The organism is Clostridium sp. D46t1_190503_E9 (assembly GCF_015555225.1).
In the GTDB taxonomy this organism is placed as follows: domain Bacteria; phylum Bacillota; class Clostridia; order Clostridiales; family Clostridiaceae; genus Clostridium.
This window is the reverse complement of record NZ_JADNKB010000007.1, coordinates 190,668-212,496: the sequence shown is the minus strand read 5'-3', so window position 1 is coordinate 212,496 and position 21,829 is coordinate 190,668. Positions and strand designations below refer to the sequence as shown.

13 protein-coding genes and 3 tRNA genes are annotated in these 21,829 nt (G+C 27.8%); 14 read left to right on the top strand and 2 right to left on the bottom strand.

All coding sequences use genetic code 11. From position 1 onward, the window contains the following. The first annotated feature begins 78 nt into the window (after positions 1-78). The 10 genes from I2E83_RS10300 (at position 79) to addA (ending at position 14,727) form a co-directional block, all read left to right on the top strand. Positions 79-169 (top strand) — tRNA-Ser (locus tag I2E83_RS10300). A gap of 24 nt (positions 170-193) precedes the next feature. After that, positions 194-284: transfer RNA gene (locus I2E83_RS10295), tRNA-Ser, on the top strand. Between the two features lie 172 nt (positions 285-456). Continuing rightward, positions 457-1,464 (top strand): LacI family DNA-binding transcriptional regulator, encoded by a 1,008-nt coding sequence (locus I2E83_RS10290; RefSeq protein ID WP_195263954.1) that lies wholly within the window; start codon positions 457-459, stop codon positions 1,462-1,464. Positions 1,465-1,651: 187 nt separating this feature from the next. Continuing rightward, positions 1,652-2,596 (top strand): ROK family protein, encoded by a 945-nt coding sequence (locus tag I2E83_RS10285; RefSeq protein WP_195263953.1) that lies wholly within the window; start codon positions 1,652-1,654, stop codon positions 2,594-2,596. A 91-nt stretch (positions 2,597-2,687) separates the two neighbouring features. Next, entirely contained in the window at positions 2,688-4,358 is a 1,671-nt protein-coding gene (locus tag I2E83_RS10280; protein ID WP_195429678.1) for an alpha-glucosidase, read from the top strand. Positions 4,359-4,381: 23 nt separating this feature from the next. Beyond that, positions 4,382-6,052 (top strand): PTS transporter subunit IIBC, encoded by a 1,671-nt coding sequence (locus tag I2E83_RS10275; protein WP_195263952.1) that lies wholly within the window; start codon positions 4,382-4,384, stop codon positions 6,050-6,052. 1 nt (position 6,053) lies between these two features. Continuing rightward, complete coding sequence (locus I2E83_RS10270) at positions 6,054-6,842, top strand: endonuclease/exonuclease/phosphatase family protein (RefSeq protein WP_195429677.1); 789 nt, start codon at positions 6,054-6,056, stop codon at positions 6,840-6,842. A gap of 133 nt (positions 6,843-6,975) precedes the next feature. Continuing rightward, entirely contained in the window at positions 6,976-7,506 is a 531-nt protein-coding gene (locus I2E83_RS10265) for a GNAT family protein (protein ID WP_195429676.1), read from the top strand. A gap of 31 nt (positions 7,507-7,537) precedes the next feature. After that, positions 7,538-10,969: a helicase-exonuclease AddAB subunit AddB gene (addB, locus tag I2E83_RS10260; protein ID WP_195429675.1), complete on the top strand. Its 3,432-nt coding sequence runs from the start codon at positions 7,538-7,540 to the stop codon at positions 10,967-10,969. 2 nt (positions 10,970-10,971) lie between these two features. After that, on the top strand, positions 10,972-14,727 hold the full coding sequence (gene addA, locus I2E83_RS10255; protein ID WP_195429674.1) for a helicase-exonuclease AddAB subunit AddA: 3,756 nt from the start codon (positions 10,972-10,974) through the stop codon (positions 14,725-14,727). 161 nt (positions 14,728-14,888) lie between these two features. Here addA and I2E83_RS10250 read toward each other — a convergent pair whose 3' ends face one another. Both I2E83_RS10250 and I2E83_RS10245 read right to left on the bottom strand, forming a co-directional pair. Then, positions 14,889-16,235: a CCA tRNA nucleotidyltransferase gene (locus I2E83_RS10250; RefSeq protein ID WP_195263947.1), complete on the bottom strand. Its 1,347-nt coding sequence runs from the start codon at positions 16,233-16,235 to the stop codon at positions 14,889-14,891. A gap of 166 nt (positions 16,236-16,401) precedes the next feature. Then, entirely contained in the window at positions 16,402-17,682 is a 1,281-nt protein-coding gene (locus I2E83_RS10245) for a L,D-transpeptidase family protein (RefSeq protein WP_195263946.1), read from the bottom strand. A gap of 159 nt (positions 17,683-17,841) precedes the next feature. Between I2E83_RS10245 and I2E83_RS10240 the strand changes: the two genes are divergently transcribed. The 4 genes from I2E83_RS10240 (at position 17,842) to I2E83_RS10225 (ending at position 21,810) form a co-directional block, all read left to right on the top strand. Continuing rightward, complete coding sequence (locus I2E83_RS10240; RefSeq protein ID WP_195429673.1) at positions 17,842-18,603, top strand: DUF1189 family protein; 762 nt, start codon at positions 17,842-17,844, stop codon at positions 18,601-18,603. Between the two features lie 277 nt (positions 18,604-18,880). Continuing rightward, complete coding sequence (locus I2E83_RS10235; RefSeq protein WP_195429672.1) at positions 18,881-19,783, top strand: HAMP domain-containing sensor histidine kinase; 903 nt, start codon at positions 18,881-18,883, stop codon at positions 19,781-19,783. A gap of 82 nt (positions 19,784-19,865) precedes the next feature. Further along, positions 19,866-19,942: transfer RNA gene (locus I2E83_RS10230), tRNA-Arg, on the top strand. Between the two features lie 452 nt (positions 19,943-20,394). Then, the gene (locus I2E83_RS10225) at positions 20,395-21,810 is read left to right on the top strand and encodes an FAD-dependent protein (protein WP_195429671.1); all 1,416 of its coding nucleotides are present in this window, start codon (positions 20,395-20,397) and stop codon (positions 21,808-21,810) included. The last annotated feature ends 19 nt before the right edge of the window (positions 21,811-21,829 follow it).

Sequence of the window (21,829 nt, the reverse complement as noted above, 5' to 3'; positions counted from 1 at the left end):
ATAATAAAAAAGTTTAAAATAATAATTGACAATATATAGAGTGGTTGCTATAATAATACTTGTCGCAAGACATAATATGGAGAGATGGTCGAGCTGGCTTAAGGCACCGGTCTTGAAAACCGGCGTACCTTTGCGGGTACCGTGGGTTCAAATCCCACTCTCTCCGCCATAAAAACTTCAATAGAAGGCACGTGGAGAAATACTCAAGTGGCTGAAGAGGCGCCCCTGCTAAGGGCGTAGGTCGGGCAACTGGCGCCCGGGTTCAAATCCCGGTTTCTCCGCCAGAAAGCATCTAACAATGTTAGGTGCTTTTTTATTTTTATAAAAATATAGAGTTCTTAAACTTAAAAAATGAGTTGTATAATATTTTTAATTAAATAATAATTGGGAATCAGATTTATTTTATATATAAAATATACTATAATTTTATTAAGTACTTGTTAGGGGGAAGATAAGATGAAAGTTACAATTAAAGATGTAGCTAGAGAAGCAAATGTCGCAACATCAACAGTTTCTAGGGTATTATCTAATAGCCATAAAATAAGTGATAAAACGAAGGAAAAAGTAAATGAAGCAATAAGGAAGTTAAATTATACTCCAAATATAATTGCAAGAGGACTTGCTAATAATAGAACAAGAATTTTAGCTGTAATATTACCAAAAGAAGCAGAGGATATATTTTCAAATCCATTCTTTGTACAAGCGATGAAGGGAATAAGCATATATGCTCAAAAAGAAAATTATTATATAATGTATGCTTTCAAGCAAGAAGGAAAAGATGATAAGGAATGGTTTAGAAAATTTATAGATAGCAATTTGGTTGATGGAATATGTCTATTAAATTCTAAGGAAAATGATGATACAATAAAGTACCTAAATGATATAGAATTTCCTTTTGTAGTTATAGGAAGGCCAGATGAAGTAAAAAATGTATTATGGGTAGATAATGATAATGTAAAAGCTATGTATGATTTAGTGCAAATGCTAATAGATTATGGACATAAAAAAATAGCTTTTGTTGGTGCAAAGGCTAATTTAAATGTTTCTAGAGATAGACTAAGAGGTTATAAGCAAGCATTAATGGATAATGGAATAGAGATAAAAAGTAGTTTAATATATGAAGCTGAAGAATTTACACAAATTAACGGGAGTTATGCTATAAATAGAATTTTAGATGGCAATAAGCCAACTGCTATAGTAGCTACAGATGATCTGTTAGCTTTTGGAGTTCAAGAAGCTTTAAATGACATTGGGATAAGGGATGTATCCATTGCGGGATTTAATAATATACCAATGTCAGAATATCAAAATCCTCCATTAGCATCTGTAGATATTAATGCTGAAGAGTTAGGATTTTATGCTACAAAACTAATTATAAATAAGTTAGAAGAGAAAAGTAATAATAAGAATTCATATATAATAGATACTAAATTAATAGAAAGAGAATCGATAAAAAAGATATAAATTTAAATTAAATGCAATCGGTTGCACAAAACTTTAAATGTTAAAGAAAAATAAAGATAATTTTAAATAATTAAAAATTTTGAACGAAAATAAGCAATTAAATTATTGTAAACAATTTCTGAAAATGATATACTATGTCTATCGTGATGAGAGAAGCAAAATAAAATTTATATCTAGGGGGATTGAAATGGAAAAAAAGTATGTAGTTGGTGTTGATTTAGGTGGAACTAAAATATACACTGCGCTAGTTGATTTAAAAGGATCTATAGTAAAAGAAGTTACTGTTAAAACTGAAGCTCATAAAGGAGAAAGTGTAGTTTTAGAAAAATTATTAAAGACAATAGATGATGTACTAGAAGGCACAGATTTAAATGAAGTTAAAGCAATAGGAATAGGATCTCCGGGACCTTTAGATGTGGAGAAAGGATTAATAGTATATACTCCTAATTTACCATTTAAGAATTTCAATATAGTTCAACCTATAAAAGATAGATATAAATTAGATACTTATTTAGATAATGATGCAAATGTAGCAACATTAAGTGAATTTATGTTTGGAGCAGGCAAGGGAAGCAAGAATATGGTTTTCATTACTGTAAGTACAGGAATAGGTGGAGGAGCCATAATAAATGGTAATTTATTTAGAGGAAGCACATCAAATGCATTAGAGGTGGGACATACTACTGTTATGAAGGGTGGCCCAAGATGTGGATGTGGTAATACAGGATGTGCAGAAGCAGTTGCATCAGGAACTGCAATTATGAAGAGAGCAAAAGAAGCTGTAGATAGTAAAGTAGAAACTTCGCTAAAGAATTATGAACAAGTAACTGCTAAGGAAGTATTCTTAGATGCAGAAAAAGGGGATAAGGTTGCGCAAGACATATTAAATGATGCGTTATCTTATTTAGGAATAACTGTTGCTAATTTGGCAAATACATTTGATCCAGATAAAATTGTTATTGGTGGCGGTGTAAGTGAAGCTGGAAGGATTGTATTTGATAAAATAGAGAATGAAATGGAAAGAAGATGCTTAAAGACAATTTATAATCACTGTAAAGTTGAAAAAGCTGTATTAGGTAATCAAGCAGGGGTTTTAGGTGCAGCAGCATTAGCTATTTTAGAAAGCAAATAGGATAATGTGTACAGAAATATCTGTACACATATTTTACACTATTTTGGGCAAACGATTGCATGAATTAGATTTAGTTAATTTGGAGGAATATATGAAGCAAGTTTGGTGGAAAGAAGCAGTGGCATATCAAATATATCCAAGAAGTTTTATGGATAGTAATAATGATGGAATAGGTGACTTAAAGGGAATAACATCAAAATTAGATTATTTAAAAGATTTAGGGATAGATGTTATTTGGATTTGTCCTATGTACAAGTCACCTAATGATGATAATGGTTATGATATAAGTGATTATCAAGATATAATGACGGATTTTGGAACTATGGAGGATTTCAATGAGCTATTAGTAGAAATTCATAAGAGAGAAATGAAGTTGATAATAGATTTAGTAATAAATCATACTAGCGACGAACATGAATGGTTTATAGAATCAAAGTCATCTAAAGATAATCCTAAGAGGGATTGGTATATATGGAGAAAAGGAAAAAATAATAAAGAGCCTAATAACTGGGAAAGTATTTTTAAAGGATCAGCTTGGGAATATGATAAAAAGACTGATGAATATTTCTTACATTTATTCACTAAAAAGCAGCCGGATTTAAATTGGGAAAATGAGAATTTAAGAAAAGAAATATATAAAATGATAAATTGGTGGCTTGATAAAGGAGTAGATGGATTTAGAATAGATGCCATAAGTCATATTAAGAAAGATATAGAATTTAGTGACATGCCTAATATGGAAAATAAACAATATGTAAGCTGCTTTGAAAAGCATATGAATGTTGAAGGAATACATGATTTTTTAGAGGAATTGAGTGAAAATACATTCTCAAAATACGATGTTATGACAGTAGCAGAAGCAAATGGGGTAAGTGCTGAAGAAGCAGAAGAGTGGGTAGGCGAAGAAAAGGGAAAATTCAACATGGTATTTCAATTTGAGCATCTAGATTTATGGAACAATGAAGATAATGAGAGCTTTAATGTAAAGGAATGCAAAGAAGTTCTAACTAGATGGCAAGAAGGGCTAAATAATAGAGGTTGGAATGCACTGTTTATAGAAAATCATGATATACCAAGGGTAGTGTCCACCTGGGGAAATGATAAGGCGTATTGGATGGAAAGTGCAAAAGCGTTAGCATTAATGTACTTTATGCAACAAGGGACTCCATTTATATATCAAGGACAAGAAATTGGAATGACAAATGTAAAGTATTCATCTGTAGATAAGTACAATGATGTTAAAAGTATAAATGCCTATAATGAAATGTTAGAAAACGGTTTTACTAAGGAAGAATGTATGAAGCATTTATGGGCTACTTCTAGAGATAATGCTAGAACTCCAATGCAATGGAATAGTTCTATGAATGCAGGCTTTTCTAATAATAAACCTTGGATAGAAGTTAATGATAATTTCAAAGACATAAATGTTGAAAAGCAAATTGATGATGAGTATTCAATATTGAATTTTTATAAAAAAATGATAAAGATAAGAAAAAGCAACAATGCACTTATATATGGTGAATACAAATTAATATTAAAAGAGGATGAAAGTATTTATGCTTATATAAGAGAGTTAAATGATAAAAGGTTTATTATAGTAACAAATTTAACAAATAAGTCAGCTAGATATATTTATAAGGATGAATTATTAAAGTATGAGAACTTATTAATATCAAATTACAAAGTTTCTGAACATCATGATTTAAATAGTATAGATTTAAGACCATATGAAGCAAGAATGTATAAAATAGATTTAAATTGAAAGTAGTAAGGAGAGGAATAATAATGGGAAAAGCAAATAAGAGAGGTAAACTAATATCATTTGATTTTTGGCAAAAGTTTGGAAAGGCTCTACTAGTTGTAGTTGCGGTTATGCCAGCAGCTGGTCTTATGATTTCTATTGGAAAATTGATAGCAATGTCAGCAGATATAGCAATGATAGATACAATAGGAAGAGTTATGGAGGATATAGGTTGGGCTATAATTGGAAACCTTCATGTATTGTTTGCAGTTGCTATAGGTGGATCATGGGCTAAAGAAAGAGCTGGTGGTGCTTTTGCTGGATTGTTATCATTCATATTAATTAATCGTATTACAGGAGCTATATTTGGTGTAAGTTCAGATATGTTAGCTGATGCTACAGCAACAGTAAACTCAATATTTGGTTCAAAGCTTGTCGTAGCTAACTATTTTACAGAGATATTAGGTGCTCCAGCATTAAATATGGGAGTGTTTGTAGGTATAATTGCAGGTTTCTTAGGAGCAGCCTTATATAATAAATATTATAATTATAATAAATTACCTAAGGCGTTGGATTTCTTTAATGGAAAAAGATTTGTTCCTTTTGTAGTTATTTTAGGATCAACAGTTACAGCTATAGCACTATCACTTGTTTGGCCATTTATACAAGGAGCTTTAAATAGCTTTGGAATCTGGTTAGCAGAATCAAAGGATACAGCACCAGTTTTAGCACCTTTTGTATATGGAGCATTAGAACGTTTATTATTACCATTTGGATTGCATCATATGTTAACAGTGCCGGTAAATTATACAGAGCTTGGTGGGGTATATCAAATATTAACAGGGCAATCAGCAGGTACTTTAGTAGCAGGACAAGATCCATTATGGTTAGCGTGGATAGGTGATTTAATAAATTTAAAAGACGCAGGGAATATTTCAGAATATAATACAGTATTAAATAGCATAGTTCCAGCAAGATTTAAAGCTGGTCAAGTAATTCTTTCAAGTGCATCATTATTAGGAGTAGCATTTGCAATGTATAAAAACGTTGAGCCAGATAAAAAGAACAAATATAAAACAGTATTTTTATCAGCTGGACTAGCAGTATTCTTAACAGGTGTTACAGAACCAATAGAATTTATGTTTATGTTTATATCACCTATATTATATGGAGTATATGCTTTAATTACAGGTATAGGTTTTGCTTTAGCTGATATTTTCCAATTAAGAGTTCATGCATTTGGGTTTATAGAATTCTTAACAAGAACTCCAATGATGGTTCATGCAGGATTAATAAGAGATATAATTAACTTTGTTATTGCATGTTTAGTATTCTTTGGATTAAACTATGGAATATTTAGCATATTAATTAAAAAATTCAACATTCCAACACCAGGACGTAACGGAAACTATATAGATTCAGAAAATGAAGATGAAGCAACATCTTCTACTAAGAATGATCCAAATACAGCAAATGATTTACAAGCAGTTAGAATAATTTCATTATTAGGGGAAAAGGATAACATAGAAGATATAGATGCATGTATGACAAGATTAAGAGTTACTGTTAAGGATATAAGTTTAGTAGCTGATGAAAAGGAATGGAAAAAGAATGGAGCTTTAGGACTTATATTAAGAGATAAAGGCGTTCAAGCGATATACGGTCCAAAGGCAGATGTGTTAAAATCAAACATACAAGATATATTAGGAGTTTAGAATGAAATTATTAACACTTAATTGCCATTCATGGATGGAAGAAAGTCAATTAGAGAAAATAAAGTATTTAGCAGAAGTAATAAAAGAGAAGCAATATGATGTTATAGCACTTCAAGAAGTAAGTCAAAGCATAGAAGAAAGTATAGTTAGTGGAATTATAAAGGAAGATAATTTTGTTTACTTATTAAATAAAGAGCTTGAGAAATTAGGAGAATTTAAATATAGGTACTTATGGGATTTTTCACATATAGGTTATGATATATATGAGGAAGGTTTATCTATACTTACCAGACATGAAGTTGAAGATGTAGAGTCATTTTATATAACAAAAAGTAGTGAAAAAACTTTTTATAAAAGTAGGAAAATAATTAAGTGCACTATAAGTATAGATAATAAAAAAGTTAATTTCTTTAGTTGTCACTTAGGTTGGTGGAATGATGAAGCAGAACATTTTAAATATCAAGCAGATAATCTTATAGAGAAAATCAATGGATTAAGTTTTATTATGGGAGATTTTAATAATGATGCTAGAATTAGAAATCAGGGGTATGATTATTTATTAAGTAAAGGATTAATTGATACTTATGGTATTGCACTTGAAAAAGATAATGGGATAACGGTTGAAGGTGAAATTGCAGGCTGGGAAGGTAAAAAGGAAAATAAAAGGCTAGATATAATATTTGCAAACAAAAATGTTAATGTAAAAAGATCTAACGTGATATTTAACAATGAAAATAAAAGAGTTATCTCTGATCATTACGGAGTTGAAGTGGAAATAGATATAATGTAGAAGAAAAAGAGCTCAATATTAAAATTTGGGCTCTTTTTTTATTGTTCTCTTTTTTGCTTTTACAAATAGATTTATAATTAAAGTATACAAAAATTAAAAATATGATATAAACTTTACTTAGGGAGATGGCAGTATGATATATGGAGAAAATATATACTTAAGGGATCCAGTAAAAGAAGATATAGAGATCTTATATGACATTTGTGCAGATAGAGAAGTTCTTAAGTATAATGGTTTATCTACGGGAATTATGACTAAGGAATATATAAGAAGTCAATTTCGTCATTTTACAAAACCGAATAAAAAGGAATTAGTTATAGTAACAAAAGATATTGATTTAATAGGATACGTCTATTATAAAGAAAATAGTTATACGAGAGATGTATACTCAATAGGGATAACTATTGGTAAGGGATATTGGGGAAGAGGTCACGGTAAGGACTCAATAAGGACATTATGTGAGTATCTATTTAATAAGAGAAAAGCTCATAAGATAGAATTAGAAGTCGTTAAAGAAAATATTAGAGCTATAAATTGTTATAAGAAATGTGGATTCAAGGAAGAAGGAATAAGAAGGAGTAAATATTATATTTGTGGTAGATATTTAGATACTATAGTTATGGGGTTACTTAAGGAAGAATTTATTCAAGCAAAAGGGGAATAATTTAAGATAGAATACTTTTAGGAGTGTGTTTATGGGAATAAGATTTATATTTGGAAGGGCAGGAACAGGAAAAAGTACGTTTTGTCTTGAACAAATAAAAAGGAAAATACAAAATTATGATAGTGAAAATAAATTAGTTTTAATAGTTCCAGAGCAATACACTTTTGATACAGAAAAGAAGTTCCTTGATACGGTAACAGAAAAGGGATTACTAAGAGGCGAAGTACTAAGTTTTAAGAGAATGGCTCATAGAGTATCAGAAGAATGTGGTGGACGAACAGAAGTTAGAATAAGTGATTCAGGAAGGAATATGCTTATTTATAAGTTATTAAAAGATAAAGGTGAGGAATTACAATACTTTAATAGAATGTCTAAGCAACAGGGATTCTCATCAATAATATCGAAAATAATAACAGAGTTTAAAAAATATAATATTTCCGGGGAAATATTAAATGCAAAAGAAGAAGAAATAAATGATGAAGAGCTTAAGAAAAAAATAAATGATTTAAAATTAATTTTTAATAATTTTAACGATGTACTTCATAGGAGATTTATTGACTCGGATGATGAGTTAACTTTTTTAGCAAAAAGGTTAAAGGATTGTAATATATATGATGATGCAGAAATATGGATAGATGAATTTACTACTTTTACACCTCAACAATTGGAGGTTATAAAAGTACTCGCAAAGAAAGCAAAGGTTGTAAATATAACCTTATGTAGTGATTCCTTAAGTGGTGGTGCTGATATAGATTATACAGATATATTTGATGCTATAAAAAATACTGAGAACTCTATATTAAGAATTATGAAAGAAGGAAATATATCATACTTAGAACCGATTGATCTAAATAAGGGACAGTCATATAGATTTTTAAATAGTGAAGATTTACAACATTTAGAACGTCATTTCTTTACGTATCCATTTAAAGAGTATAAAGGAAAAGCTAATAATGTAAGAATATATAAGGCAAATAACAGTTATGATGAAATTGAAGTTGTAGCTAAGGATATATTAAGAATGGTTAGAGATAATGGGTATAGATTTAAGGATATAGCTGTTGTATGCAGAAATATAGATGAGTATGAAAAGATATCTACAGTTATTTTTAATGAATATAACATTCCATTTTTTATAGATAAAAAAAGAGAAATACTTAATAATCCATTAGTTGTAGTTATTATTTCATCTCTAGAAATATTAGCAAGTAATTGGTCATATGAAAGTGTATTTAAATATTTAAAGAGTGGATTAGTAAATGTTGAAAGAGATTATATTGATGTATTAGAAAACTATATATTAGCTAATGGAATAAAGGGTTATAAGTGGACTAAAGATCTTTATGATAAAGAAGATATTTCAGAAGAAGAAAATTCAATTCTTGAAATTATGGAAGAAATACGAGCTCCTTTAATGAAGTTACATAATAAAATAAAGGGAAAGAATAAAGTAAAAGAGTTTGCAACTAATCTATATGAATTTTTAAATGAACTAAATGTATTTAAAACCTTAGAAATATGGTTAGAAGAATTTAATTCATTGGGGCTACAAGATAAAATAAAGGAATATATACAAGTTCCTGAGATTGTAATAGAAATTTTAGATCAAGTTGTGGAAGTGTTAGGAGATGAAGTATTAGATATAAAGGAATTTACTAAAATACTTATATCAGGATTTGAAGAAAAGGAGATAGGGGTAATTCCTATGTCTTTAGATCAAGTAAATATAGGTGATATATCAAGAGTTAAAGGTAGAGAAGTAAAAGCTTTATATTTAGTAGGAGTAAATGATGGTGTATTACCAGCTGCTAATAAAGAAGAAGGAATTATAAGTGATAGAGAAAGAGACTTATTAAGGAATATAGGAATAAGATTAGCTTCAGATACTAAAAGTAGAGCTTTCGAAGAGCAATTTATTGTTTATACAGCACTGACTATTCCTTCAGAGTATTTAATGGTAACTTTCCCTATGGCAGATTTTGAAGGTAAATCATTAAGGCCATCTATAATTATTCCAAGGCTTAAAAAGGTGTTACCAAATGTAGTAGAGGAAAGTGAAATTTATAATGTAAGAGATAGAAGAGATAAATTTAATAAAATAACAGCCCCTACACCTACCTTCAATGAACTTATTTCAGCACTTAGAATGGAATTTGAAAAGGAAAAGGTAGACGAATATTGGGCACAAGCTTTTAAATGGTTTGAAAATAATGATGAGTTTAAAAATAAATCGAATAGAATGTTTAAGGGATTGACATATACTAATTTGGTTGAAAAAGTTCCTAGAGAAAAAATAAAGAGATTATATCAATCAGAAAATAAAAAGCTTATATTTAATGTATCTAGAATAGAAAAGTATGCTCAATGTCCTTTTTCTTATTATGTTCAATATGGATTAAAGGCAAAGGATAGAAAAGTATATGAATTCTCTGCTCCAGATTTAGGATCATTTATGCATAATGTGCTAGATGATTTTACAAATACAGTTAGAAATGAAAAAATAGCATGGTCTGATTTAAATAGAGAAAGATGTAAGGTAATAGTTAATGAACTAGTTGATAAGAGGTTAGAAAGTGACTCTAATTCAATATTAAATAGTACGAAGAAATATAAGTATTTTGCAGATAGATTCAAGAGAACAATAACTAAATCTGTTATGGTAATATCAGAACAAATGAGAAAGGGTAAGTTTGAGGTATTTAAGAATGAGTTTGCCTTTGGAGGATTTAGCGATGGAGAGCCAATAAAAATAGATTTACCATCAAATGAAACAGTATATCTAGTTGGTAGAGTAGATAGAATTGATACTTTAGATTTAGATGGAAACACATATATAAAGATAGTTGACTATAAATCAGGAGCTAAAAAGTTTAATTTAACAGAAGTTTATTATGGTCTTCAAATACAATTATTAGTTTATTTAGATGCTCTTATAAAAAACTCAAAATATATATTACAAAAGCAAGCAATGCCAGGTGCTATATTATATTTTAGAATTGATGATCCAATAATAAAGTCTAAAAAGCAACTTACTGAAGAAGAAATAAAGGATAATATATTAAAGGAATTAAAGATGAGTGGATTGCTTCTAAAAGATATAAATGTTGTTAAGGCTATGGATAATGATATGGATTCATATTCATTAATAATACCAGCTGCAATAAAGAAAGATGGTAACTTCACATCAAGTAGCTCAGTAATAACAGAGGAACAATTTGATACATTAAGAAAATATGTTAATGATAAGATGTCTGAAATATGCGAGGAAATGTTAAGTGGAGAAATAAAAATAGAGCCTTGTAAAAATAATAACACTGCATATTGTAGTTATTGTGATTATTCATCAGTATGTCAGTTCGATACATCAATAGAAAATAATAAGTATAGAGTAGTTTTAAAGAAGAGTAATGATGAGGCATGGAAACTAATAAAAGATGAGGTAGAGAAGGGAGGTAGCAACTAATTATGGGAGATACAAAGTGGACTGATGATCAGCTTAAGGCAATAACAACTAGAGGATCTAACTTACTTGTAGCTGCTGCAGCTGGTTCAGGAAAGACAGCAGTTTTAGTAGAAAGAATAATAAGAATAATAACTAATGAAAACAATCCAGTAGACATAGATAGATTATTAGTTGTTACATTCACATCTGCAGCAGCAGCAGAAATGAGAGAAAGAATAGCAGCTGCAATATCAAAGGCTTTAGAGGTAAATCCAAATTCAAAAGTATTGCAAAGGCAATTAACTCTTTTGAGTAGAGCTAATATAACTACGATGCATTCATTTTGTTTAGATGTTATAAAAAACTATTATCATGTTATAGATTTAGATCCTACATTTAGAATTGCTGATGAAACAGAAAATACATTGCTAAAATTAGAAGTTATAAATGATATGTTTGAGGATTACTATGAAAGTGAAAATATAGAATTTAGAAATCTAATAGAAGCATACAGTGGCTCAAGAGATGATCAAAGATTAAAAGATATAATACTAGATTTATATAGATTTTCAATGAGTGGGCCTTGGCCAGAAAAATGGTTAATCAATAATGCTGAAAAGTTTAATATAGAAACTATAGATGATTTAAATAAAACTATATGGATAGATATATTGAAAGAAACTATAAATATTGAAGTAAATGGATATATTAAGATGTTAGAAAAGGCTATAGGTATAATAAGAGATACTGAAGGTTTAGAGCCATATGAAGCAACATTCTTAGATGATTTAGATATGTTTAAGTCGATTGAAGAATCACTAAGTTTAGGAATAGAGGAACTATATTCTTCTATCAATAATATAAGTTTTTCTAGATTAAAATCAGTTAAAAAAGATAAAGTTTCAGATGAAGAAAGTTTAGAAATAGTCAAGGGTATAAGAGATAGCATCAAAAAGAAAACATCAAAGTTGATTGAAGATAGTTTTTCAATGACAGTAGAAGATGCCTTAAATGGAATAAAAAATTCATACCCTTATATGAAAATGATAAGTCAATTGACATTAGAATTTATAAATAGATTTAAAGAAAAGAAAAGAGAAAGAAATCTTCTAGATTTTAATGACTTAGAGCATTTATGTTTAAAGATACTTATAGAAAATGATGAAGAAGATAATATACATCCATCTAGCGTTGCAAAAGGCTTTAGAGAATACTTTGATGAAGTCTTAGTTGATGAATATCAAGATTCTAATAATGTTCAAGAAGCAATAATAGATTTAGTTTCTAGAAAAACATTAGAAAATCCGAATGTTTTTATGGTTGGAGATGTTAAGCAAAGTATTTATAGATTTAGGCAAGCAAAACCTGAATTGTTTTTAGATAAATATAACAGATATCCACTAGAAGATGGTGATTTAAATAGAAAAATACAATTATATAAGAACTTTAGAAGTAGAGAAGAAGTAATTAGTGGAGTAAATTATATATTTAAAGAAGTAATGTCTAAGACTGTAGGTGAACTTGAATATAATGATGAGGAAGCTCTTAATCTTGGAGCCAGCTACAAAGAAAATAATGATGAAAATACAATGATAGCAGGACCAATAGAACTTCATATTCTTGATAAGTCAGGAGAATATACTACTGAAGTAGAAGAATATGATGGTGAAGGTTTAGTAGAAGAGGAAGAAGATATTGATTCAATAGGACTAGAGGCAAGGATAGTTGCTAGAAGGATAAAAGAATTATTAAATCCAGATCCTAAAACAGGTAAAGTATTTAAAGTATTGGATAAGGAGACTGGAGAATATAGACCTTTAAAATATAAGGATATAGTTATATTATTAAGAGCAACTAGAAATTGGTCTGAAATATTTTTAGAAGAGATTGGATCTGAAGGAATACCTGTTTATGCTGATACAGGAACAGGTTATTTTGAAACTATAGAAATAAGAACAATGATGTCATTATTAAAAGTTATAGATAATCCAATGCAAGATGTTCCTATGATTTCTGTATTAAGATCACCTTTAGTAAGTTTTAGTGCAGAAGAGCTTGGAGATATAAGATTATTAGATAAGGAAAAATACTTCTATGAAATAATAAAAGGTGTTTCTGATGACATATATGAAGTAAATGAAGAACTTAAAAATAAATGCAAGATATTTATAAATAATTTAGGAAAATGGAGAAATAAATCAATTTATACTCCAATAGATGAATTCATTTGGTATCTTTATATGGATACAGCTTATTATGGGTATGTTGGAGCTATGCCAAATGGTAAGCTAAGGCAGGCAAATTTAAAAATATTATTCCAAAGAGCAAAACAATTTGAACAAACTAGCTTTAAGGGATTATTTAACTTCATTAATTTTATAAATAAGCTTAGGAATTCATCAGGAGATATGGGAAGTGCAAAAATACTTGGTGAAAATGAAGATGTTGTTAGAATAATGAGTATTCATAAGAGTAAAGGACTAGAATTTCCAGTAGTATTTACATGTGGTTTTGGTAAGCAATTTAACTTAATGGATTTAAATAAATCTATTTTATATCATGATGATCTTGGATTAGGTCCAGACTATGTTGATTTAGAAAGAAGAAACTCTTATAGTACATTAGCTAAAGAAGCAATAAAGAAAAAAATATTATTTGAGACTCTTTCAGAAGAAATGAGAATACTATATGTTGCATTTACAAGAGCAAAAGAAAAACTAATTATTACAGGGGCCACAAGAAACTTAGAAAAATCAATCTCAAGATGGGCTTCGTCAGCAGCTTTAGATGATGAAATTGTTCCAGCATCAGAAGTATTAAAGGGTAAAAGTTATTTAGATTGGATTGGAATGGCTATATGTAAGCACAGAGATGGAGAAGAACTAAGAAAATATATTGGAGCAAATAATAGTTCAATAGTTAATGACTTTTCAACATGGAAGACACAAATGTGGACTAAAAATTTATTAACTGTGGAAAAAAATGAAGTAGCTGTGGATGAAAATGAAGAAACAGATTTGTTTATTAATTCGGATGTGGATCATATAGATAAAGAAATTGAAAGAAGATTAAATTATAAATATAAATATGATTTAGCAGGTAAGTTGCCTAGTAATGTTTCTGTTTCTGATTTGAAAAGATCTCTTTATAATAATGAAAATGATGATGTTATTACAGTAAATATTTTTAGTGATAAAGAAGTATTAAAACCAAAATTCCTACAAGAGAAAAAAGGTTTATCAGCATCAGAAAGAGGTACAATAGCGCACTTTATAATGCAAAAGCTAGATTTGAATAAAGTCAATACAAAAGAAGAAATAGAGACTCAAATATATTCTATGAAAGATAAGAATTTACTTACTGAAGAAGAAATAAAAGCTGTGCAAAAAATTAGTTTTATAAGCTTTTTTAAGAGTAATTTGGGAAAAAGACTTTTAAGATCATTTAATGCAGGAAAATTAGTTAAACGAGAATTACCTTTTTATACTGAAATAAGTAGCTTAAATATTGATAGTACTTTGCCAAAAGATCTGTATAGGAATGAAAATGTTAGGTTGCAGGGTATAATAGATTGTATATTTGAAGAAGAAGATAAAATTATTTTATTAGACTATAAAACTGATTACGTTGAGCATGGAAAAGAAAGTGAAATTTTAGACAAGTATAAAATACAAATTAAATATTATAAAGATGCTGTAGAAAAGATTACAGGAAAAGAAGTTAAGGAATGCTATCTTTATTTATTTGGCTTAAATAAAGAAGAAAAAATGAATTTGTAAATTTGTAATATAAAATTATAAAGGTGGATGTACCAACTATCCTTCGCTAAGTATGCTAGGAAAATTCAATACATCCACTTTTGTATTTTTTAGTTAAATATACTCTTAAATACATAGCTTAAAAAGTTTTAGTTAATAGTACTTAAAGATAAATAACGGGTTTATAAGATGCTTATAAAATCATGAGAGAGTTTTAATAATGATTCCTTAGTATTTAAATCTGGATTTTCTAAGACTTTATTCAATAAAAAGTTTAAAGTATCTCCAATTAGCTTACCAGGTTTTAAATTGAAGGATTTTATTAATATTTCACCACTTATGTTAAGATCTTTAATTTTAAGAGGCTCATTATTATCTATTATTTCAGATACTAAGTTAGCTATATAGTCTACTTTAGCTAAAAATATTTTAGGATTATCTAAGGAATTAATATCAGCTCTTTGCAAATCAAATAAAAGGGCTATATTTTCATTTCCAATAATGTTTAATAATTTTTTTACTTCAGGTTTTGATGGTAGATAATTAACATTCAATACTAAATGGTGTTCTATTAGCTTACAAACTATATTTATAGTACTGTTATCAAATCTTAATTTAGATAATATCTTTTTAGTCATTACTGAACTTTCAATATTATGATTAGGAAAATAATAAAATCCATTTTCATTGCGAGTAAGAGTATTTAGTTTCCCCACATCATGAAATAATGCAGATAATCTTAATATTAAGTTATCATATGTATTATCAATTACATTAAGAGTATGTTGAAATATATTATTGTTATGATTTGTGCACTTTGGAGTAAAGTTATTTAGTTTATATATTTCAGGCAGAATTATTTCTAATAGGCCTGTATCTTTTAATAATCTTAATCCTTTAGAAGCATTCTCAGAAATTAATATCTTACAAAGTTCATCTCTTATTCTTTCAAAACTTATATTACTAATTAGTTCATGATTATTTAATATGGCATTATAAGTTTCTTCTTCTATATCGAAGCCTAGTTGACAGCTAAACCTAATTGCACGAAGCATTCTAAGCGCATCTTCTTTAAATCTTTTATCTGCTTCTCCGACACAACGAATAATCTTACTTTCAATATCAGAGAGACCATTAAAGTAATCAATAAGACCAGCTGATTTGTTATAAGCTAAGGCATTTATGGTAAAATCCCTTCTAGATAAATCTTCTCTTATATCCGTAACAAAATTTACAGATGAAGGATGTCTATTATCTATGTACTTTCCTTCAGTTCTATAAGTTGTAACTTCATATGGATTATTGTTTATAAGCACAGTTACCGTACCATGTTTTATGCCAGTTGGAATTGTCTTTTCAAAAAGATATAATGTATCTTCTGGTTTTGCAGATGTGGTAATATCATAGTCTTTAGGTGAATTATTTAAAATTGAATCTCTAACACAACCGCCAACCATAAAGGCTTCAAAATTATTTTTATAAAAAGTATCTATAATAAATTTAACTTCATTTGGAATATATATATTCATTATTACCCTACCTTTAAAATCGATAATATTATTATAAACATAATATCATATAATTGATAAATAAATTAAGTATATAATTTATGTGATTTATAATAGTATAAAATAAGCCATATAAAGTGAGAAATTATCTCTTTTTATATGGCTTATTTAAAAATATTTATATAGATTAATTAATGATTATCTTGGTATCATTTGCAACATTATCATATAACCACTTAGCATCTTCTACATTTAATCTTATACATCCATGAGAGGCAGGAGTACCAAGAGTATCATCTAAAATAACACTTTGTGTTTCATCAAAAGGAAGAGAGTGGAACAAATAATCACCCATAAATTGGACCCAATACTTACCGCCTTGACCAAACTCGTCAGAGAAGAACCATTCCCCCCTATTAGTAACTGCAAATATTCCCTTAGGTGTTTCCTTACCAGGAAGCCCTGTAGAACAATCAAATTCTTTAACTAAATCCCAGTTATTAGTTGAGCCTTCATAAACGTAAGTTTTTTGTTCATCTAAATTTAAGTAAACAAAATAATTAGTTTTACTACTTATAGATAAGGTATTTACATTATTAAGTGTTATAGATTGGAGAATCGCGTTCGAAGTATATTCAGAATCATCTCCTTGATATTCTTCTCTAAATAACTTTATAGAACTAATTTTATTTTTTATTTCAGTTATATCATTTTTAGCTAATAATTTTGAATCATATTCAGATAAAAAATCAATTGCTTTAGTATAATATTTATTTGCAACTAATTCATCAGCTGATTCAAGTAAGTAATCTTTATAATTTGACTTACATTTTTCTATGTATTCTTGAGCTAGTTCATAATCATTATCTGATGAACTAGGGATTAGACTAAAATATTTCATTGCTCTTGAATAATCCTTTGAATTAAAGGCTGAAATACCTAAATTTAAATAATTATCCGTATCTGCTGAAATATCATTAGCATCATTACTTGGATTTAAGGTATTAAAATCATCATTTTTAGAAGATATTTCATTATTAGAATTATCTTCAGTAGTTGAGGTTATGCCGTCACTATCTTTATCATCTAATGCTGAAATTAATTTATCTAAAGATGAACTTAATACATTATAGCTTTTAATTTCATTTAGTACACTTAAGGCTTGATTAGTACTAATTTCATTTTTAGATAAAGAAGTACATATTTTATCAACTATATCTGTAAAGTAATTATTTAAATCGGAATTAAGTTGTTTTTTCTTTAAAGATAAAACTTTACTATTTAAAGTAGTTTTTGCATCAGAAAACTCACAATTATTAAAGGCTCTATAAAAGCTAGAAGTTACCTCATTATATTGAGAGCTTAAGTAAATATTTGCTCCAAATCCTAATAAAATAAATAAAGCGATAAAAGATAGAATCATAAAGATAGAAATTTTATTCTTGGGTTTGGATTTAGTATTATACATCCTTATACCTCCTTACAACTTATACTATTAATCATTAACAAAAAGCTCAAACTTTAATCTTAAAAATAAATTTTTATGAAAATAAGATCTGTTTATAAAAGCGAATACATATGATAGAATATTTATTAAGCATTAAATTCCATATAATTGGAGGTAATTATGAAAGATAATATAGGCTTTATAAATAAAGTTAAAATTAGTATTTTTAAAGTAGGAAAATATAAAGAATTATTAAGATTAAGATTTTCTCATGCAATAATATATTCTATATTATTAAGTGTGCTAGTTGGAGGTATATCAGGAATTATGAATTTTGTTAGTGTGACAACAATACAAAATTCTATTGAGCAAATGATGACTAGTGATGAATTTGAATTCGAAATGAAGGATGGAATATTAGATTTTAAAAATTCTCCTATAAAAAGAGAAAAGGGGAAGTTCCTTGTTTTAATTAACACTAATATATCACTTGAAGAAATTGAGACTATAAGAAAGATTGTAATTCACAAGGATGTTTCAGTATCCATACTGAAAGACGGAATATCATATAGAGCTTATGATGAAGTACTTTCATTTAAATATAGAGATATTCCATTATTTTCTAATAATATGGATAATGAAACAATTTTAATGGCGACAAGTATTATGGGGATATTAAAATATGGTATTTTTATATTTAGTCTTCTATATACTTATGTAGTTCTTTTATTTAATTCATTTATACTATCATTAGTAGGAGTAATTCTAAGTAAAATGAATAATATTAACATAAATTATGGAGATGTTTTTAAATTATGTATTTATTCAATGACATTGCCAACGTTAATTAATTTAGTTTATCCATTAGGATCATTTAGTATATTAATTTCAGGTATTTATTTAATACTTGCGATGAATAAAATAAGAAATATTATAATTTAGCTTGAAAATGATAAAATCTTAACAGATAAATTTAAATTGTTTGTTAAGATTTTTTTTTAATATAAGTAATATTTAAGTAATGATAATATTTATAAAATATAAGAGTTAATTATGGATTAATATAATAATAATTTTATATAAAATATGTAAAGTTAACGTTATATTCAATATTTTGGAAAATAAAATCAAAATCACTTGTTGGAGAAATACGCATATGGTAAACTATGTATATAGTCTTTAAACAAAGTCTAAAACTGTTATGAAAGGAATTATTATCATGATTAATAATGAATTTATGGGGAAATTAGATAATAAAATGGATATAAGTGAAATTATATTAAATGGAAATTTTAATTTTACAAATGAAGAGTCAGTAAGTATCATAACAGGATTAATAGATAAAAACAGTAAGCAAGAAAATTTTTTGCTTAATATTTCGCATGATTTAAGAGGACATTTAAATGTAATATTAAGTATTATGCAATGTATAGATTATGGTAGCATTTCTCTTAATGATAAAAAAGCACTAGAATATATGAAAATAGTAAAAAGAAATAGTCTGAAGATGTTAAAGTTAGTAAATAACCTAATTGACACAACAAAACTAGAGAATAATTACTATATTTTACATAAAAAAAATATAGATATTATATCTATGATTGAAAGTACTATAAGTTGTATAGATAAATATGCTAAACAAAAAAATATACAACTTATATTCGATACGAATGAAGAAGAATGCATAATGGCAGTAGATCCAGATGTTATAGATAGAATTATAATGAATTTATTATCAAATTCTATTAAGTTTTCATATACTAATACAAATGTGTATATAAATATAATGGTTATGGGAGATAAAATCACTATATCTATAAGAGATGAGGGTCCAGGAATATCAAAGGAATATCAAGAAAAGATTTTTAATAGATTCTATCAACTATCTAATAAAAAAGATAGAGAGAATTCAGGAAGTGGGATAGGATTGGATTTAGTGAATTACTTGGTAAAATCTATGGATGGAAATATTGAGCTTAAAAGTGAAGAGGGATATGGTTGTGAGTTCATAATAACTCTACCTATAACGATTGTAGATGAACAAGATGATTTTTGCATAAGAGACGAAAGTAGTAAAATACAAATGCTAGAAGTGGAATTTTCAGATATATATAATAATTAATAAAGTATAATATTTTATAAAAATTAGTTGCTTGATTTATTTAGGTAGTTATGATAATATAAATATTGTTAAAAATTTATATGCGGTGGTAGCTCAGTTGGATAGAGTAGCTGGCTACGAACCAGTTGGTCGGGGGTTCGAATCCTCTCCGCCGTACCAGAAAAGCCTTGTAAATAGCATATTTACAGGGTTTTTATTTTGCTTAAAATAAATTAAAATATGAATTTTGCCAAATGTTTTTGCCATTTAGAGCTTTTTATAAGCAAAAAAGAAGTGAGTTATTTAATATCCGCTTTATTATATAAATCATTTTTCTTAGCATTTAGATAAATGTTATATGATTATATAGAGTAAAGAGTAGAATGAATTAGTTAAATAAGATTAATGTAGTTATTATAAAATTTAAAAAGTAACTACATTTTGTATAGTCAAGATTGTAGTTATCAGAAAAATAAGTGTAGTAACTACAATTTTTTATTTTTTTAAGAAAATTCTACTAAAAATATGAAAATTAAATATTAAAATTATAAAAAAGCATTGATATTCCTATAAAATGGCGTATAATTGTTTATGGATTTACAATAATGTTCGCAATATAAGGGGGCTATCAAATGAATTTTATTAAAAATAAATATGATGTTGTAATTGTGGGTGCAGGACCTAGTGGTATATTTACTGCCTATGAGCTTTCAAAAATTAATCCAGAAAAGAAAATTTTAATTATTGAAAAGGGAAAATCTGTTTATAAAAGATATTGTCCAATACCAAAATTAAATAAATGTGTTAAGTGTAAGCCATATTGTAATATAACTACTGGATTTGCAGGAGCAGGAGCATTTTCTGATGCAAAGCTATCTTTATATGATAAAGATTCAGAAGAAGTTTTAGTTGGAGGAAATCTACCAGAAATAATTGGACATCAAAGTACAAAGGATTTAATTGATTATTGTGATGAGATATATTTAGAATTTGGGGGAGAAAAGAATATAGCGGGAATAGAGCATAAAGATGAAATAAAGAAGATAAAGGATAAAGCAAAAAAAGAAAATATAAATTTGGTGGATATTCCTATTAGACATTTAGGAACGGAAAAATCGAGAGAGCTTTATGGAAAATTAGAAGATTATTTATTGGAAAACGGTGTGCAAATAATATTTGGAACTATAGTTAAGGATATTATAATCGAAAATGGTGAGGCTAAAGGCGTGGTAACTGAAAATGGAGATTACTATGCTGATAAAGTAGTTATATCAGTTGGAAGAAATGGTGCTGATTTCTTATCTGCCTTATGCGATAAGCATAAGATAGATAAGGAAGTTGGAGTAGTAGACATTGGTGTAAGATTTGAAATGAAATCAGAAGGAGATATACAAAAGGTAAATGAACTCATGTATGAAGGTAAATTTATTGGAAATGTAGCTCCATTTAGAGATAAGGTTAGAACTTTCTGTCAAAATCCTGATGGATTTGTAGCAGCCGAAGTTTATGATAATGGTGTTTCATTAGCAAATGGGCACGCTTATAAGGAAAAGAAAAGTATAAATACAAACTTTGCAATACTTTCTTCACATAAATTTACTGAACCATTTAAAAAACCAATAGAATATGCAAATAAAGTTGCTGAGCTTACAAATCTACTATCCAATGGAGAAGTTGTTGTTCAAAGATTTGGAGATATATTAAATGGTAAGAGAACTTGGAAGGAAGAACTTGAAAATAATTCAGTAGAGGCAACATTAAAAACTGCAATGCCTGGAGACATAACATTGGGAATTCCATATAGAACAATGACTAATATAGTTAATTTTATATTAGAGATGGATAAAGTAGTAAAGGGATTTGCGAATCCTGATAATTTACTATATGGACCTGAAATAAAGTTTTACTCAAATGCTGTTAAACTTAGTAAGAATTTAGAATCAAATATTAAAAATTTATATGCTATTGGAGATGGAGCAGGATTAACGAGAGGATTAATGATGGCATCATGTTCAGGAGTGCATTTAGCGAGACATTTATTTAGCTAACACAAAAGGAGAGGTTTCT